General features: G+C 58.9%; 15 protein-coding genes. 5 read left to right on the top strand and 10 right to left on the bottom strand.

All coding sequences use genetic code 11. The annotated features are described in order from the left end of the window. Positions 1-694: 694 nt before the first annotated feature. The 6 genes from AC07PT_RS25685 to AC07PT_RS25660 form a co-directional block, all read right to left on the bottom strand. A complete protein-coding gene (locus AC07PT_RS25685; RefSeq protein WP_494658605.1) occupies positions 695-1,888 on the bottom strand; it encodes a hypothetical protein in 1,194 nt (397 codons plus the stop codon). Between the two features lie 1,224 nt (positions 1,889-3,112). Further along, the gene (locus AC07PT_RS25680) at positions 3,113-3,304 is read right to left on the bottom strand and encodes a hypothetical protein (RefSeq protein WP_494658604.1); all 192 of its coding nucleotides are present in this window, start codon (positions 3,302-3,304) and stop codon (positions 3,113-3,115) included. A gap of 28 nt (positions 3,305-3,332) precedes the next feature. Next, entirely contained in the window at positions 3,333-4,082 is a 750-nt protein-coding gene (locus tag AC07PT_RS25675; RefSeq protein WP_494658603.1) for an ABC transporter ATP-binding protein, read from the bottom strand. A 3-nt stretch (positions 4,083-4,085) separates the two neighbouring features. After that, complete coding sequence (locus AC07PT_RS25670) at positions 4,086-4,898, bottom strand: ABC transporter permease (RefSeq protein ID WP_494658602.1); 813 nt, start codon at positions 4,896-4,898, stop codon at positions 4,086-4,088. Between the two features lie 1,235 nt (positions 4,899-6,133). Further along, positions 6,134-6,412, bottom strand: coding sequence for a 2Fe-2S iron-sulfur cluster-binding protein (locus AC07PT_RS25665; RefSeq protein ID WP_494658601.1), 279 nt, complete (start codon positions 6,410-6,412; stop codon positions 6,134-6,136). Between the two features lie 3 nt (positions 6,413-6,415). Then, entirely contained in the window at positions 6,416-7,204 is a 789-nt protein-coding gene (locus AC07PT_RS25660; RefSeq protein WP_494658600.1) for an SDR family oxidoreductase, read from the bottom strand. Positions 7,205-7,284: 80 nt separating this feature from the next. Between AC07PT_RS25660 and AC07PT_RS25655 the strand changes: the two genes are divergently transcribed. Further along, positions 7,285-7,794 carry a CreA family protein gene (locus AC07PT_RS25655; protein WP_494658599.1) on the top strand — a complete coding sequence of 170 codons (510 nt, stop codon included), beginning with the start codon at positions 7,285-7,287 and terminating at the stop codon, positions 7,792-7,794. 4 nt (positions 7,795-7,798) lie between these two features. Here the strand turns inward: AC07PT_RS25655 and AC07PT_RS25650 are convergent, their stop codons facing one another. Both AC07PT_RS25650 and AC07PT_RS25645 read right to left on the bottom strand, forming a co-directional pair. After that, the gene (locus AC07PT_RS25650; protein ID WP_494658598.1) at positions 7,799-8,737 is read right to left on the bottom strand and encodes a LysR family transcriptional regulator; all 939 of its coding nucleotides are present in this window, start codon (positions 8,735-8,737) and stop codon (positions 7,799-7,801) included. Positions 8,738-8,745: 8 nt separating this feature from the next. Next, complete coding sequence (locus AC07PT_RS25645; protein ID WP_494658597.1) at positions 8,746-9,612, bottom strand: FkbM family methyltransferase; 867 nt, start codon at positions 9,610-9,612, stop codon at positions 8,746-8,748. Between the two features lie 268 nt (positions 9,613-9,880). On the opposite strand from AC07PT_RS25645, the gene AC07PT_RS25640 reads away from it, so the two are divergent. Genes AC07PT_RS25640 through AC07PT_RS25630 form a run of 3 tightly spaced genes read left to right on the top strand, consistent with a single transcriptional unit; the run spans position 9,881 to position 12,726 of the window. Further along, positions 9,881-10,846, top strand: coding sequence for a 3-hydroxyacyl-CoA dehydrogenase family protein (locus AC07PT_RS25640; RefSeq protein WP_494658596.1), 966 nt, complete (start codon positions 9,881-9,883; stop codon positions 10,844-10,846). A gap of 32 nt (positions 10,847-10,878) precedes the next feature. After that, positions 10,879-11,697, top strand: coding sequence for a beta-keto acid cleavage family enzyme (locus tag AC07PT_RS25635; protein ID WP_494658595.1), 819 nt, complete (start codon positions 10,879-10,881; stop codon positions 11,695-11,697). 33 nt (positions 11,698-11,730) lie between these two features. After that, positions 11,731-12,726, top strand: a complete 996-nt coding sequence (locus tag AC07PT_RS25630; protein ID WP_494658594.1) for a Bug family tripartite tricarboxylate transporter substrate binding protein — start codon at positions 11,731-11,733, stop codon at positions 12,724-12,726. 61 nt (positions 12,727-12,787) lie between these two features. Here the strand turns inward: AC07PT_RS25630 and AC07PT_RS25625 are convergent, their stop codons facing one another. Further along, entirely contained in the window at positions 12,788-13,651 is an 864-nt protein-coding gene (locus AC07PT_RS25625; RefSeq protein ID WP_494658593.1) for a fumarylacetoacetate hydrolase family protein, read from the bottom strand. Between the two features lie 178 nt (positions 13,652-13,829). On the opposite strand from AC07PT_RS25625, the gene AC07PT_RS25620 reads away from it, so the two are divergent. Next, on the top strand, positions 13,830-14,444 hold the full coding sequence (locus AC07PT_RS25620) for a hypothetical protein (RefSeq protein WP_494658592.1): 615 nt from the start codon (positions 13,830-13,832) through the stop codon (positions 14,442-14,444). Between the two features lie 48 nt (positions 14,445-14,492). On the opposite strand, the gene slmA is transcribed toward AC07PT_RS25620, so the two are convergent. Further along, positions 14,493-15,185, bottom strand: coding sequence for a nucleoid occlusion factor SlmA (gene slmA, locus AC07PT_RS25615; RefSeq protein WP_494658608.1), 693 nt, complete (start codon positions 15,183-15,185; stop codon positions 14,493-14,495). Positions 15,186-15,216 lie beyond the last annotated feature (31 nt).

Below are 15,216 nucleotides of genomic sequence, written 5' to 3'. Positions count from 1 at the left end.
CCAAGGGGAGTGATTGGTGGGTTGGATCCTCAGGCGGCGGCGCAGGGTTGGGTAGATGACTTGCCAGGACGCTTACGGGTAACGGGAGGTTGATTGCTGAAGATACTCCACGTATCCACCAAAGGGAGTGATTGGTGGGATGGTTCCTCTGGGGACAGCGGCAGATTGGGTAGATGACTCGGCTAGGCGCTTACGATTGAGTTGCCAGGGAAACGTTAAACCTGGGTGTATCACGGCTGATATAGATTGCTTAAGAGAGGATGCCCAACCGCTTACAGAAAAAAGGCGATAGCTCAGTTTCAGCAAAAATCCGGCCTACCGACTTGGGGCAACGAGAACGAGGAATATTTCGCTGTCTTCAGTACGGATTAACTGAAGAAGGCACGGTGGTGAGTCTGGTCAATCTGTACCATTGATTCCAAACTCCACGGCACACGGTGTACCGCGACAGCGCCAAATTACAACCCGAGGCTCATCAAAATTTGGCTCAATAAATCAAGGCAATACCTGTCTTGATACGCACCGAAGTCCCGCAGGCTTGCACAAATGGAAATTTGACTACTTTTCTGCGATGCCGGAATTTTTCGATACGGCCTCCCTGGTAGTCGAGGCCGTTAGAGAATTTCTTCAGCCTGCTGTATCTCTCCGAGCGCCAAAAAAAATCAAAATAGCATTAAAATTTATGCAAACAACATTACAGAAAACTCTTTGTCTGATAAAAGTATATCAGATATTTAACACCACTGAATGAAGACCAAATCAAAATCAACATCGGCCCCGCTGCCACCTTGCATGACTTCCTGGTCATCACGTACGCAGCATTAAAATATAGAGCAGAAGTAGCAGCAATTACACCCCAAATATAATTCCCAGAATAGATAAAGGCACCACCCCTCACTTCTGCCAATAGAACAAATGGGATTATTGTTGAAATCGACACAATCCATCCAGCCCCCATAACAAAAAATGACTCTCTATCGAAATCGTTAAAAATCAACAGCGATAACATCAGAGAAGCAGGGAAAAGCCAACTCCTCAGAAGATCAAAAAAAGGATGAGCCGTATAAAAACTCCATGTAGCAAAAGGAGCAATTACAGTAGTAATTCCATGCCATGATCCGGAAAGTAGCTTACTGTATATCCACAAAACATCGATTAGAACAAACAAAAACACCGCCAAGAGAGCCACCAATTCGGCCATCTCGATTCGCTTTGTTTTAAAATTATAAAACGAACCGAGAGCCCACATCGCCAATATGCCGGGAGCAATCCCTGGCTTCGCCAATACCGCCAACATAGAAAATGCCACACCCGCGATAAGGCGACGAAAACTCGGCTCAAAAAAGTAGCGTCCAGTATAAAAAACACAAGGGATGGCAAGCATATTTGCAACATATTGAGTTGCCGACATGAACGTATTTGATGGAATGTCTCCCAGATACTTTGTAGACATCGAAAATCCAGGAGAAAATTTGGCATACCATGGAACCATCACAGGTGCCGCAACAAACAGCAGCACTGAAACCAGCAACTCAACACCAATACCTTTCCCTGAATCAGCAAGCATTCCTTGAGTCATGACCCCTTTTACGAAGAACATCATCCCTAACAGCAAATACCCACATGCGATCAGCACATTTTTATCATGACTGCCTAAAAATATGACGCTCTCCACCATGTACCAAAGAGAATAAAACGCCCCATCTGATTGCAACTCCAGCATAAGCGTTGAGTGATGAATTATTTCTGTCAGCACGCCGCTTTCCGCTTGAAAAGCGGCAATTGCCGCGTTTATCAAAAAACAAACAATACCGGCCATCAATAATGAACCAGTTTTAATTTCATTCTTGAAATCTGCTTGCCACTCAAAAATAGATATTTTTTTCATTTTAAGATTATGGACAACATTTAAATTAAAGCCTAACAAACAAAGCTACCGATGGGCTAAGGGGTAAAAAATACAATCGATATGAATTTTAAATGAAATCGATCCACAGGTGGCCAATCCAAAACTCTTAATCCGAAGTTTTTCAAAAATCAGCACTAACTCATCAACTGCACTGTGGCTCAGCAAATTATTCAATTTTCCTTAAAGATCAAAGACATGACTGGATTCGTTGCGAGTGGGCGTCACACTAGATGAAGACAACGAACCTAACCATGCCTGAACTGTGGCTACCTCTTGAAGTTGGAGTACATATTTGATCTTCAAGCTACAGATATTTCCAGCACCATCAGCCAGCGACTCTCGTACTGCAGGGAACCCATGTAAGCCAATGCAAACGTGGCCAGGAACAGTTGTAAAACCCAATCCCATCTAGAGTTCCCTGCCGAGCAGGCATTCCAGTTGTGAACATTCAACCGAGAACACACACTGTTTACAAGTGGCACATAGGCTATTGGTTGGAGTCCTGACCCAACAATTTCCCTTGCGGCTCCCTATCAACAAGGCATCGTTCATCGGACTACAGACCATCACCCAGAGATTGCGAAGGTCCAAGACTGCGGGCAGATACATCCAACCCTCATCCGTGACGATACAGGTGATGCCCCACTTCATGAGCGATTGGGTGCCTACGGATTGAACTGTCGCTGAATCACCGACAAGCGACGTCTGATGTGGCTCATAGTCACGAATTTGCGCTTGGTCATAACGTGGATACCGTGTTGTGGCATCCACTGATCCCCACGTCTTTGCCGACTCGGATACCCCTGAGTAACCGCTCCTTGCGCATGCATGGCCAGTTGAATCAATCTTGACCTGCGTATGAGTGGCTAGCATATGGGCGAACACAGCCTCATAGCTGTAAAACTGCGCGGGCCCACCGTGACCAGTCTTGCCGGCACCGTCCCAGTTTAAATATCAGCCGGAACTGCCATACGAGACCTCGCACATCAACATGCTCTGCCAGCGTCCGTTGCGACATCGAGTGAATACACGCACGTACTGTGGAGCACATCATGTGCAAAGTACGCCGCCGCTCTTTCCCAGTATCACATGCCATCTTCGGGCGCGCCACATCGATCTTCAGTCAAGCATTCTCTGCCTGATCAAGGCTCACCATTGCTGCAAGTTCGCTGTTTGCGCAATTCCTCAAGCTGCTCGTTGGCATCACAAGCTTGCGCTGAGTATAACCAGAGGCTTGGCTAACATCACAGGCGGCCATCCTACCTTGAATTGCCCAAAAGCTTCCTGATTGAACTTCAAAGCGAATTTGGCTTTGCCCATCACTCCACCGCTCATCTCTACTTTCTTTTCCTGGAGATCTTTGTGCTGCACTTTGAACTTAGAGAATGACCTCATGACACAACTGAAAACGAAGCCTCGGTTTCTAGATGTGTCCGTGGTAGTAGGCTAGGCAGTCGGCCATGCCTCCCTGAAACTGAATACGGCCATCTGCCATCACAAGCCCCTTGTTGCAGAAATTCTGCAAAATTGAATCGCTGTGTGATGCCAACACCAACACTTTTACCTCACGCATCAATCGCTCGAGCCGAACCTTGGCTTTTTCGAGAAAGCGAGCATCACCAACACCAATCATCTCATCCATTAACAGTATGTCAGGGACAGTCGACGTCGCCACGGCAAAGGCAAGACGCAGCAACATGCCCGAGGAGTAGGTGCGCACCGGAAGGTGTAGATACTCATTGAGTTCAGAGAACTCCTCGACATCAGGAATCATCTGCCGCGCTTCGCGCTTGGTACGTCCCATCACGATACCGCGCGTGATGATGAAGTCATAGCCATTGGCATCAGGATCCATACCTAGCATGAGGTCAATTAATGACGACACGTTGCCCTCGCAATGAATGAATCCGGCGGTGGGTTCATACACCCCAGACAAAACTTTGAGCAAGGTCGATTTACCTGCCCCATTTCCCCCAATCAAACCAACCCTATCTCCATTTTGCAAATGTAAGTTGATGCCGCGTAGCGCATGTACTCGCAGATGTCCATCGGCGTCGTTCTCCACTCGTTGTGTACCACTGGCCTTTCCCAGCAAGGTGTTCAACACACCACGAGAACGAGAGGAAAAAATCGGGAAATCCACCCCGACATCAGCTAACTCCAGATAAGCCATATTTCAAAGCCAGTAGACCAGCCTGCGCCGACTGGTGAGGAAAATGGTGAAGAAACCCAATAACAGAAACCCAATAACAATCAGAACCGAAAGGTAATGATGGAGTTCTGGTACCTGCCCCATCAAGGGAGCACGCAGCAACTCTAGATAAGCCGCCAGGGGATTAAGGTAAACGATTAGCTGGGCACGCTCCGACAACTGCGATGGCTTCCACATTACCGGGGTGACAAACATCGAAATTTGCATTAAGCTGGTCACGATCATCGGCACGTCCCGAAAACGTGCACAGATTGCGCCCATACACGACACCATCAAGACGGCCGAGAACAGCGTCAGCACAGCATCAAGCGCAAACACATCGAGACGCACATGCCAGAGATTGCCATACAGCATTAACACTAGCAACATCACCGGCAGGTTGTGCGCCATGTTGATAAGGTTGCGCCACACCACGCGCAGGACGAAGGCAACCTTCGGGTATGGCGTCTGCTTGAGAAATGCGTCAGCAGCAACGAAAGTCTGGCAACCCTCGGACACCAGGGACGATAGAAACAGAAACATGATGTGGCCAACACAGAAATACACAAGGTACTCCCGAAGATCCATTTTGAAGACCTGAGCACCAATCATGCTGAATGCCACGATGAACACTGCGGTGTTCAGCGAAATCCAGATCGGCCCCAGGTAAGAGCGCCGATACTGCTTCAAGACATCTTCGAGCCCAAGGTGGATCCAAAATCTCCAATGCGCCAAGGAAGCTCGGATGTCGCGCCACAGCAATTGCAACTGCGATAACGGTACGGGCCTGTCATTCATAACCAACATACATTCCAACATCAAAAATCGCTTTTATGTTTGCTCTTGAGGACGCTGCGTGCCCTCACGTACGCTCAAGTGGAGCATCTCCAGTGTGCTCTTCACCGCCCGGACCAAATCGAAGCGCAGGGCATCGGACTAAGGACGAACTGTCGGGCAAACCAACGCATCATGCGTCGACAGCAACATGCCATCAAACCCAAGCATCCGAGTATCGGCCGACAACCCTGCAGCACGATCACATCGAGGATCTACGCCCGGTTGGAAGTCAAAGCCAGACGCCCCACCGACAAGCACTGGGCCAACTGCAGCCAACGACCAATGTCCAGAACTACCATGAGCAAAGATTTGGAACACCGGTACGGGCCAGCGAGCACCACGTTCAGCACCGGCTCAATTCCCACCTCCCGATCCACGAGCAACAAGGCCACACCGCCCCGATCTGGTACATCGACGATCAGAAGTTTGACACGCGACCGATCAAATATCTGCAAGTGGCCCTGAAGATGCGTATGCGGCATCTGCATGCCAACAAACAACAGGCAAAGCGTGCCATCGCCCCAAGAGCCCTCACCGTCATCGGCACCGCACAATGCCCTTTCGTCCACCGTGGTGATCTTACTCGCTGCCCCTGGGACCAAAGGTGGAAGATCCTCATCCACGGCTCGCCACAACCGCACAATCACCGCCTAGAACAGTCGCACCGTGTACAACACGGCAGTACTGATTAAGGCACAACGCGGCGCACGGCGAGAGGGCCTAACTGAAGCCAAAGACCATCAGGAACAGTCGCAGGCGTCTCGTTCCCCTGTAAGTCAATCGATGCATTGGCAATGAATACAAGCCGGGGCGCTCATCAGCTCCAAATTAGAACAAGCGCCGGAGAGACGATGTCGTGGGCGCACGCACCCAAGTACACCGGTCACTCGAAACACGTTCGACCTACCCATCAAGGCAGCCTTCGGAGGTCGCCAGCGCTCGTGCAAAATCAGCCCTGCGAAGTACCTTGACCCACACGGGAATTGGCTCCGATATGGACCGTGATTTTCAGGTGCAAGACTCTCCGTGCACAGAGCGCGGGCACCGGCCGAAACTCCAAACATTCAGGGAATTTCATCCCACAATTGAAGGCTTTAAAACATTTGGAAGGACAACATGTATGTTGCCCAAAACGCATGGCCTTGAGGTACTGATGCGCCTGCGAACACTCAAGGGCCATGCGCCGCCGAATTGCTTCAACGGCAAAACACCGTGATTTCGCAATCCTGCGCCGCCTCCGCCACACATGGCAGCACCCATCCCTCAGCCTTCTCCTCGCGGCTGAGGCCCGGCCATTCAATGCGGTAACGCACCTCACCCGCCACCAGCCGGCACATGCAGGTACGGCATGTGCCGTTGCGGCATGAACTGAGCAACTCGATGCCGGCACGCTCGGCCGATTCAAGCAGTGATTCACCCTCAGCCGCCGTCCACTCCGCATCCAGATCAGGACAGCGGATGCGCCACTCGGTCATGGCTCAGACCACCATCGGTGTCACTGCGCCATCCATGGCCAGGATGGCGCCGGTGACGTAACTGGCCTTGGGCGAGGCCAAAAACACCACGGCGTTGGCAATTTCGTCCGGGGTGGCCAGTCGCCCCAGGGGCAGCTTGGCGCGGGAGCGTTCCAGGGCCTCTTCCGGGCTGATGCCTTGCAGACGGGCCTCGGCATTCAGGCCTTCACGCAGGCGTTCGGTCAGGGTGGCGCCGGGGTTGACCGCGTTCACTCGCACGCCCCGCGGGCCATAGGCGGCTGCCAGTCCGGCGCTGACCAGCATCAGCGCGGCATTGGCCGCACCGCCGGGCAGGTGGATGGGGCTGGCCACCTTGCCGCCCGCGCCCACCACGTTGACGATCACGCCCCGCCCGCGCTGGGCCATGCGCTTGATGGCCGGGTCAATCATGTGCAGATAGCTGAAGTACTTGGCCTGCATGGCGTCGTGCCAGGCCTGGGGGGTCAGCTCATCGGGTGGGGTGCGGCGGGCGGCGCCGGCTGAATTGACCAGCACATCGACCGGGCCAAAACCTGCCTCAGCAGCGTCCAGGGCCCCCAAGGCGGCGGCGGCATCGCACAGATCGGCCGCCACCGTGGCCACACGCTGCGCATCGCCGCCCAAGGCCTCCAAAGCCTGCGCCAGCGTCTGCGGGTTGCGAGCGACCAACGTCACACGGGCCCCTTCGGCCAGAAAACCCTTGGCGCAGGCCAGGCCAATGCCTTTGCTGCCACCGGTGACCAACACATGTTGCGCGTCCAAGCCGAGTTCCATGCTCATCTCCAGAGTTGTCAAGAAATGCGGGCAGACTAACGCAATCGCCGCCATTGGGCGCAACCTCAGGAGAAAACCCCATGCCCGATTCCGCCACCCCCGCCATCCGGACGGCCCTTCAACGCCTGAGCGCCGGGCTGGGGCTTGCCCTGCTCGCCCTGAGCACCCACGCCAGCCCCGATCTGGTCGGCGACGTCAGCACGGCCTTCAAGCTGATCGGCCCCAACCACAAGATCGTGGTTGAAGCCTATGACGACCCCCAGGTGGAGGGCGTGACTTGCTTTGTGTCTCGCGCCCGCACCGGCGGCCTTTCGGGGGCTTTTGGCCTGGCCGAAGACAAGGCCGAGGCCTCGATTGCCTGCCGTCAGGTGGGTCCGATCACGTTCAAGAAGCCCTTGCCGCGAGAAGACGAGGTGTTCTCGGAGCGCATGTCCATTCTGTTCAAGCGCCTGCGCGTGGTGCGCATGGTGGACATCAAACGCAACACCCTGGTCTACCTGACCTACTCGGATCGCCTGGTCGAAGGCTCGCCCCAGAACAGCCTGACGGCGGTGCCGGTGGATCGGGCCCAAGCCATTCCGCTGAAGTAAGCCCTCAAGCCTTCATTGCAGCGCGGTGCCGGCGCGCCGGCACCAGGCGCAGCATCTCTTCGCGCAGCAGCGCCACCATCTCGGTGGCGGCGGGGCTCAGGGCCCGGCCGCGGCGCGTGACCAAGCCGATGGGGCGGCGGATATCGGGCCGACACAGGCGCCGCTTCACCACCCCGGGCAAGGGGGCCACGGCCGCCGCCCATTCGGGCAGGGCCGCCACGCCCAGGCCGGCCGCCACCATGGCCTGGATGGTGGCCAGGTGCTCCACCTCGTAGCGCGGCGCAAAACGCAGGCGGTGCTCCAACAGGGCGGCGTCAGCATATTGGCGCACGCTGGTGGGCTGGGGCATGGAGATGTGCGCCAGGTCGGCCACCTCGGCCCAACCCAAGGCCTGTCGGCTCGTGGCGAGGGCGTGCTGCGCGGGCAGCAGCAGCACAAAGCCGTCCGAGGCCAAGGGCTGGTCATCCAGATCGGCGTAGGCCGGGTTGGCGGCCGTGAGCGCAAAGTCCACCTCGCCGCGACGCACCAGATCAAAGGCCGGGCCCGACAAGGTATCGATCACCGACAGCCGGATGCCCGGGTACTGGGCCGCCAGCCGGGCCATGGCGGCGGGCACCACCGTGGCCGCCAGCGAGGGCAAGGCCGCCAGCGTGACTTGCCCCACCTGCAATTCGGCCACGCTGCGCACCGCCCGCACGGCCTCATCGGTCTGTGCGCGCAGCACCTTCACCTGCTCAAAAAACACCTGCCCGGCCAGGGTGAGCTGCACGCTGCGCGTGGTGCGATCGAACAGCCGCGTGCCCAGAGACTCTTCCAGCCGGGTCAGCACGCCCGACACCGCCGACTGCGACAGGTGCACCTGATCGGCGGTGCGCCGAAAGCTCAGGGTGTGCCCCAGGGCCAAAAAGACGTCGAGCTCGCGGATGGACCAGTTGATCGGCAAAGCTGCACCTAGCTGAAAAATCTACAGGATCTGCGCACATCACGTTCTTTCAGCAATTGCTGAATCACGGCCTCTTTGGCCACCAACTGCTGCCACAGATCCGCGACATAGGCAGTGCCACGCCGCTGGCTGTCGAGGATGCACTCACTGATGGCCGCCGCCGCCTTCAGATAAAAGTCATCACGGAAGAAAAATAGATTGCCCCACTGAGCCTCGGCATAAGCCCCCGGATTCAGTTCCAAGAACTCCACCTCGCTGTTGGGGATTCGTTTGGTAGCTAAAAAGTGCCGGTAGCCCACTGACTGCATGTGAGCCACCAATGGGCCCGGAGCGCCATCTGGCCACCCATGATAGAGCCCGGGAGAGAAATACTCACACACCAGCACTTCAGGGCGCGTGTCTCCAAGACCTTGCAACACAAATAGGTCGTTGCCTTCCGTGTCAGTTTTCAGGATGCCGACCTCCTGAGCCACTTCGCCTTGTCGCACCAAACTTTGCACGGATCGGCATGACACCCGAAATGATTTGGAATGCTTGAACTCCTTCTCGCCGTCGGTCGGCACCAACGAGTGGAAATAATCCAGTTCCTGTCCCATCTCGTCAGTTGCAACGAAAAAGTCACGTTCAGCGTCCTCGTGCGCTACGGCACAGGTGTAAAGACCAGTGCCCGGGTAGCGCAACTGCAACTTCCGCAGCTCGCCCTGATATTTGGGCATGGGCTCGATCAACACACCCTGCAAGCCCTGCTCCAGCAATACGCCCGCAAACAAGCCACGCTCGGCCCCGATATCGATGAATTCGCGCCGATTGAGAAATGGCAAAAGCCGTATCAGCAGATCGATCTCGGAATCCTGGGACAAAAAGTCTGTCGCCATTACACCCTCTGTTGTGGTCCACGGCGACGCCGTGACGTATTCAGCCGACCGGCACAAAGAAGCCGGAACCTTTCATGATTGCGTCCGTCGACGCTGCAATTCAAACAGTGATGAGAGCCGACCTCACAGCAAGCGTTTCGCACTCATGTTTGATTGATTCCCTCAACTGATCAGTTTATTGAAAAAATCGTCTGGACGGTGCAATGCCCTCTTCCTAGACTGCGCTGACTTTCTCAATTCAGCGGCGCAACCTCAGCCCCTAGACACCATGAACCCTGACTTGCTTTTACCTGCCCACCCCCGCCACACCCATGCCGTGGTGGTCGGCGCCGGCACCATGGGCGCCGATGTTGCCACCGTGCTGGCCCGGGGCGGCTGCCGCGTCACCGTGAGCGACCCCAACCTCGTCCAGCGGCAGGCCCTGGCCCAACGGGTGCGACAAGGCCTGCAGGCCCTGGAGCTGGGCCACCGCGTCGAACGCGTGCAGGCCGTGGCCAGCCTGCAGGACGTGGATTGGCATGACGTGGTGCTGGTCATTGAATGCATTCCCGAAAAGCTGGACCTGAAACAGGCCCTGTTCGCCGAACTGGTGCAGCGCGCCCCCGCCCACGCGGTGCTGACCAGCAACAGCTCCAGCTTCCCCATCAGCGCCATTGCGGCAGGGCTGCCCACGGCCGAGCGCATGCTGGGCCTGCATTTCTTCATGCCAGCCCACCTGGTGCCCTTGGTCGAGGTGGTGCATGGCCCGACCACCGACGAGGCCCAGGCCACCCGTCTGTGCCAGTTCATGCGTGGCTGTGGCAGCGTGCCGGTGCGGGTGCGCAAGGACAAGCCGGGCTTTCTGGCCAACCGCCTGCAGCACGCGCTGGCCCGCGAGGCCTTTGCCATGATCGACGAGGGCGTGGCCACGCCGGAGGACGTGGACGCCGCCGTGCGCTTTGGCTTCGGCTTTCGCTACCTGGCGGCCGGCCCGGTGCTGCAACGCGACCATGCCGGGCTGGACGTGCACTGCGCCGCCGCGACCACCATGTACCCCTCGCTGGCCGCCAACACCGAGCCAGCCCGGGTGCTGCGCGAGCAGGTGGCCGCCGGCCGCCTGGGCATGAAAGCCGGGGCTGGCTTCTACGAATGGCCCGAAGAGCGGCGACTGGCCGAACGCCAGCGCTATGACACCTTGCTGCAGCAAGGCCTGGCCCTGCTGGCCGCCGAGCTGCCCCCCATTGAACGTAACTGAGCCCCTGCTCACAGCCCTGACCGGAGAACCCCATGCCCAGCACGCCACTGATCATCACCTCGGCCCCCAACGGGGCCTACAAACTGCACAGCGACCACCCCGCCGTGCCGCTGACCCCCTCCGCCCTGGCGGTCACCGCACGCCAGTGCCTGGATGCCGGTGCGGCCATGCTGCACCTGCACATCCGCGACGCCCAGGGTCACCACAGCCTGGACGTGGAAGGCTACCGCGATGCCCTGAGCGCCGTGCGCGCCGCCGTGGGCGACCAGATGGTGCTGCAGGTCACCAGCGAGGCCGCCCGGGTCTACCACGCCCCGGCCCAGATCGCCATGGTGCGCGAGCTGCGGCCCGAGGCCGTGTCCGTAGGCTTGCGCGAGGTCGATCAGCCCGAGATCGGTGAGCAAGGCCTGGCCGACTTCTTCAGCTGGCTGGCCCGCGAGCGTGTGATGACGCAGGTGATTCTTTATGACAATGCCGACCTGTTGCGCTGGCAATCGCTGCGCGAACGCGGTGTGGTGCCCGAGGCGCCCTGGTTCCTGCTGTTTGTGCTGGGGCGCTACACCGCAGGGCAAACCTCCAGCCCACGCGACCTGGTGCCTTTTGTGCACGCCCACACCGGGCCCGAGCCCTGGGCCGTGTGCGCCTTTGGGGCCACCGAACACGCCTGCGTGACCGCCGCCGCCGCCCTGGGCGGGCATGTTCGAGTGGGCTTCGAGAACAACCTGCAGCTCAAGGATGGTAGCCGGGCCCCGCACAACGCGGCCCTGGTGGCCCAGGCGGCCGAAGCGGCCGCCAGCCTGGGCCGCCCGCTGGCCACGGCACGCCACATTCGCGAACTGTTCGCAGGCTGAGCCCCCACAAGACCAAGACCGGAGACAAACAACATGCAACGCCAACAATTCACTCGGGCCCTCGGCGGCCTGGCCCTGGCCGCCCTGGCCACGCTGTTCAGCACAGGCACCCAGGCCCAGGAGCCCTGGCCCAACAAGACCATCCGCTTTGTGGTGCCCTACCCGCCCGGCGGCCCCACCGATCTGATGGCGCGCCTGCTGCAAGGCGAGATGCAAACCCGCCTGGGTGTGTCGGTGATCGTCGACAACAAGAGCGGCGCCGGCGGCAACCTGGGCAGCGCTGAAGTGGCCAAGCAAGCGCCCGCCGACGGCTACACCCTGCTGCTGGCGGCCAGCGGCCCCATGGCGGTCAACCCGACGCTGTACCGCAACATGCCGTTCAACCCGCTGGCCGACCTGACGCCGGTGATCCAGCTGTCGGCCTTCCCGCTGGTGTTGGAGGTCAACCCCAAGACGGGCATCAAATCGGTCAAGGAATTGATCGCCGCGCTCAAAAGCAAACGCGCCACCGAGCTGGCCTTTGCCTCGGCCGGCAACGGCACGCCCCAGCACCTGGCCGGCGAATTGTTCAACACCCAGATCGACACCAAGATGCCGCACATCCCCTACCGCGGCGCGGGCCCGGCCTTGAACGACCTGTTGGGCGGCCAGGTGAACGTGATGTTCGACATCCTGGGCAGCTCACTGCCCTACATCCAATCGGGCAAACTCACCGCGCTGGCCGTCACCACCCCCAAGCGCGTCCCCACCCTGCCCGATGTGCCCACCATGGCCGAAGCCGGCATGCCCGGCTACGAAATGACGGGCTGGCACGGCATCGCGGTGCGGGCCGGCACGCCGCCTGCCGTGATCGACAAGCTCAACAGCACCCTGAACGCGATCTTCAACCAGCCCGAGTTCCGCAAGAAGTGGGAGGCCATCGGTACGCCGGTCGTGGCCGGCAGCGCCGCACAGTTTGGCGAACTGATCAAGAAGGAGTCGGTGCGCCTGGGCAAGCTGGTGAAAGATTCAGGGGCGACAGTGGACTGAGGCTTGGCCCACAAAAAAGCCCCGGGGCCTGCGCGCCGGGGCTTTTCTCTGAGGAGCCGCTTCAGAGCTTGAAGGCCACCACCTCTTGGCGTTGCTCGCCCAGGCCGCTGATGCCCAGGGTCATGACATCGCCCTTCTTCAGGAACACTGGTGCCGGCTGGCCGTCCTTCTTGACACCCATGCCCACGCCAGGCGGGGTGCCGGTGGTGACGATGTCGCCCGGCTCCAGGGTCACGAACTGGCTCAGGTAGCTGATGATCTTGGCCACGCTGAAGATCATGGTCTTGGTGCTGCCGCTTTGCATGCGCTGGCCGTTCAGGTCCAGCCAAAGATCCAGGCGCTGCGGATTGGGCACTTCGTCGCGGGTCACCAGCCAGGGGCCGACGGGGCCAAAGGTGTCGCAGCCCTTGCCCTTGTCCCAGGTACCGCCACGCTCGATCTGGAACTCGCGTTCACTCACATCGTTGACCAGCACATAGCCGGCCACATGGTTCAGGGCCTCTTTTTGCGACACATGGCGTGCCTGCTTGCCAATCACCACGCCCAGTTCCACCTCCCAATCGGTCTTCTTGGAGCCCTTGGGCAACATGACTGGATCGTTAGGGCCCTGCAGGCAGCTGATGGCCTTGGTGAACACCACGGGCTCTTTGGGCACCGGCAGGCCAGCTTCGGCCGCATGGTCGGCGTAGTTCAAGCCAATCGCAATGAACTTGCGCACGCCGGCCACCGGCGTGCCAAAACGCGGCTTGCCACGCACCAACGGCAACTTGTCAGCCTTGACCTTGGCCAGCTTGGCCAGGGCGGCGTCGCTGAGTTGATCGGGCCCCAGGTCCTTGAGCACGCCGCTCAGGTCGCGCAGCTTGCCTTCGGCGTCAATCAGGCCGGGTTTTTCTTTGCCGGGGTTGCCGTAGCGTACGAGTTTCATGGTGTCCTTTATGTGTTGCGGGTAAGTCTGCGCTCACAGCGCAAAGCCCATTATCTGCATGCAGTGCGTCTGGGCAGGACAGGCTTGGCAGCTTAAGATCGTAGCCCCACTCGCCCCCGGGAGCCAACTCCCTGGACAGTATTTGTACGAACGACCTCCGATGATCCTGCACCCTTCCATGCGCGTTGTTTCTTTCATCGCCAGCGCCGGCCTCGGGCTGGTGGGCCTGCTGAACACTCAGCCTGTACAGGCCCAGACCCCACTACCCAAGCCTGCAGTCTGTGTCCAACCCACGGCAGAACAGCCTGTGGTGGTCGATTTGATCAACGCATCCTTCGATCTACCGGTAGCCCACTGGTTCGAGCACTGGGTATCAGTCGAGCACGCATCGGCCGGCAATTACAGTTTCGTGCTCGATGCCAAACAGCCTTATTCCAAACCCAACAGCGCACGCATCCGCCAGGAGCAGCCGGAGGACTTTGGCACCCTGCAGCAGATGGTGGAGGTCAAGCCTTGCTGGCGGCAAAAGAAAGCGCGCTTCTCGGGCATGCTCCGCGCCGAGGGACTGACCGGCCAGGGCGGAGGGTTGATCCTGCAGGCCTTCGACGGCGGCGGCTCGATCCTGCTCTGGAATCACATGGACGACTCGCGCATCAAGGGCAGTCAACCCTGGAAGCGCTACAGCGTCGAGATCCAACTCCCACCGACCACCTACTTCCTGCGCGTTGGCTTCATGCTGCAGGACGACGGCAGCCTGTGGGGCGATGACATGAAGCTCGAAATCATTGAGTGAGACATCGGCCAGGCAAAGACCATGCCACGCCGCGCTAACGCGGCGGAATCATGCTGCTGGCAATAGCAACTCCATCGCACCCTCCAACTGCTCCGAGGGCAGCCGCTTGAAACCCGTGCGCGCATAGCGTTGCAAGCGCCCCTGGACGAAAGCAGTCAACACGGCCGCCTGAGCTTGAGACCGCGCCGAGGGCCTGGCCAAGCCTGCGGCCTCGGCCTGCGGGCGCAGGCATTGGCGAAAGGTCAGCTCCAGGCGCTCAAAAAACTGGTTCATGCGCTGCTGAAGCCGCTCATGCTCCAGCACCAAGGCATCGCCGCACATCACGCGCACCATGCCCGGGTTCTTTTCGGCGAACTGCACCAGCAGGTACATCACCCGGGTGGCCTGGCGGCGTCCCAGGGTGGCTGGATCGGGGTTGGCGCTGGCTTCGCGTTCGATCATCTGCTTGGAGAGCGAGAACACGGTCTGCTCGATGAAATCGATCAGGCCTTCGAACATCTGGGCCTTGCTGGCGAAGTGGCGGTACAGGGCCGCCTCGCTGACCCCGATGCGGGCCGCCAGCGCCGCCGTGGTGATGCGCTCGGCGCCAGGCTGCTCAAGCATGCTGGCCAAAGTCTGCAGGATCTGCACCCGGCGCTCGCCTGGGCGCGGTCGTTTGCGGGTGGCCGGGGCATCGGGCTCACTGCCGACCGGATGGGCGTCGGTTTCGGGTGCGGCAGGGAGTTCGTGCGGTTCAGTCATCGGCATGGAAGATGGGCTCGAACGATTCTCG

The sequence above is a fragment of the Curvibacter sp. GW821-FHT09D12 genome, from assembly GCF_059416245.1.
Note: the sequence above shows the minus strand (reverse complement) of the source record. Positions and strands in the feature narration are given on the sequence as shown.

What these genes read in the sequence shown, in the direction of transcription:
- AC07PT_RS25685 (WP_494658605.1), bottom strand. Translation starts at nt 1,888, where the DNA reads ATGAAAAAAATATCTATTTTTGAGTGGCAAGCAGATTTCAAGAATGAA.
- AC07PT_RS25680 (WP_494658604.1), bottom strand. Translation starts at nt 3,304, where the DNA reads ATGAGGTCATTCTCTAAGTTCAAAGTGCAGCACAAAGATCTCCAGGAA.
- AC07PT_RS25675 (WP_494658603.1), bottom strand. Translation starts at nt 4,082, where the DNA reads ATGGCTTATCTGGAGTTAGCTGATGTCGGGGTGGATTTCCCGATTTTT.
- AC07PT_RS25670 (WP_494658602.1), bottom strand. Translation starts at nt 4,898, where the DNA reads ATGAATGACAGGCCCGTACCGTTATCGCAGTTGCAATTGCTGTGGCGC.
- AC07PT_RS25665 (WP_494658601.1), bottom strand. Translation starts at nt 6,412, where the DNA reads ATGACCGAGTGGCGCATCCGCTGTCCTGATCTGGATGCGGAGTGGACG.
- AC07PT_RS25660 (WP_494658600.1), bottom strand. Translation starts at nt 7,204, where the DNA reads ATGGAACTCGGCTTGGACGCGCAACATGTGTTGGTCACCGGTGGCAGC.
- AC07PT_RS25655 (WP_494658599.1), top strand. Translation starts at nt 7,285, where the DNA reads ATGCCCGATTCCGCCACCCCCGCCATCCGGACGGCCCTTCAACGCCTG.
- AC07PT_RS25645 (WP_494658597.1), bottom strand. Translation starts at nt 9,612, where the DNA reads ATGGCGACAGACTTTTTGTCCCAGGATTCCGAGATCGATCTGCTGATA.
- AC07PT_RS25640 (WP_494658596.1), top strand. Translation starts at nt 9,881, where the DNA reads ATGAACCCTGACTTGCTTTTACCTGCCCACCCCCGCCACACCCATGCC.
- AC07PT_RS25635 (WP_494658595.1), top strand. Translation starts at nt 10,879, where the DNA reads ATGCCCAGCACGCCACTGATCATCACCTCGGCCCCCAACGGGGCCTAC.
- AC07PT_RS25630 (WP_494658594.1), top strand. Translation starts at nt 11,731, where the DNA reads ATGCAACGCCAACAATTCACTCGGGCCCTCGGCGGCCTGGCCCTGGCC.
- AC07PT_RS25625 (WP_494658593.1), bottom strand. Translation starts at nt 13,651, where the DNA reads ATGAAACTCGTACGCTACGGCAACCCCGGCAAAGAAAAACCCGGCCTG.
- AC07PT_RS25620 (WP_494658592.1), top strand. Translation starts at nt 13,830, where the DNA reads ATGCGCGTTGTTTCTTTCATCGCCAGCGCCGGCCTCGGGCTGGTGGGC.
- slmA (WP_494658608.1), bottom strand. Translation starts at nt 15,185, where the DNA reads ATGACTGAACCGCACGAACTCCCTGCCGCACCCGAAACCGACGCCCAT.